Source organism: Enterobacter cloacae complex sp. IR5428 (genome assembly GCF_049238585.1).
GTDB lineage: Bacteria > Pseudomonadota > Gammaproteobacteria > Enterobacterales > Enterobacteriaceae > Enterobacter > Enterobacter intestinihominis.
On record NZ_JBMKHV010000041.1, the window covers coordinates 1 to 1,034 of the forward strand.

At 53.1% G+C, this 1,034-nt stretch carries 1 protein-coding gene; it reads left to right on the forward strand.

The features are described from left to right. On the forward strand, window positions 1–1,034 hold a 1,034-nt coding region (gene tuf, locus ACOTXC_RS22680), incomplete at both ends, for an elongation factor Tu (RefSeq protein WP_150317180.1).

Consider the following 1,034-nt stretch of genomic DNA (forward strand, 5'->3'; position numbering starts at 1 on the left):
CAGATCGATAACGCACCAGAAGAAAAAGCTCGTGGTATCACCATCAACACCTCTCACGTTGAGTATGACACCCCGACTCGCCACTACGCACACGTAGACTGCCCAGGCCACGCCGACTATGTTAAAAACATGATCACCGGTGCTGCGCAGATGGACGGCGCGATCCTGGTTGTTGCTGCGACTGACGGCCCTATGCCTCAGACTCGTGAGCACATCCTGCTGGGTCGTCAGGTAGGCGTTCCTTTCATCATCGTGTTCCTGAACAAATGCGACATGGTTGATGACGAAGAACTGCTGGAACTGGTAGAGATGGAAGTTCGTGAACTGCTGTCTCAGTACGATTTCCCAGGCGACGACACTCCAATCGTTCGTGGTTCCGCGCTGAAAGCGCTGGAAGGCGACGCAGAGTGGGAAGCGAAAATCATCGAACTGGCTGGCTTCCTGGATTCTTACATCCCAGAACCAGAGCGTGCGATTGACAAGCCATTCCTGCTGCCAATCGAAGACGTATTCTCCATCTCCGGTCGTGGTACCGTTGTTACCGGTCGTGTAGAGCGCGGTATCATCAAAGTTGGTGAAGAAGTTGAAATCGTTGGTATCAAAGAGACTGCGAAGTCTACCTGTACTGGCGTTGAAATGTTCCGCAAACTGCTGGACGAAGGCCGTGCTGGTGAGAACGTTGGTGTTCTGCTGCGTGGTATCAAGCGTGAAGAAATCGAACGTGGTCAGGTTCTGGCGAAGCCAGGCTCAATCAAGCCACACACCAAGTTCGAATCTGAAGTGTACATTCTGTCCAAAGACGAAGGCGGCCGTCATACTCCGTTCTTCAAAGGCTACCGTCCACAGTTCTACTTCCGTACAACTGACGTGACCGGTACCATCGAACTGCCAGAAGGCGTAGAGATGGTAATGCCAGGCGACAACATCAAGATGGTTGTGACTCTGATCCACCCAATCGCGATGGATGACGGTCTGCGTTTCGCAATCCGTGAAGGCGGCCGTACCGTTGGCGCGGGCGTTGTTGCTAAAGTTCT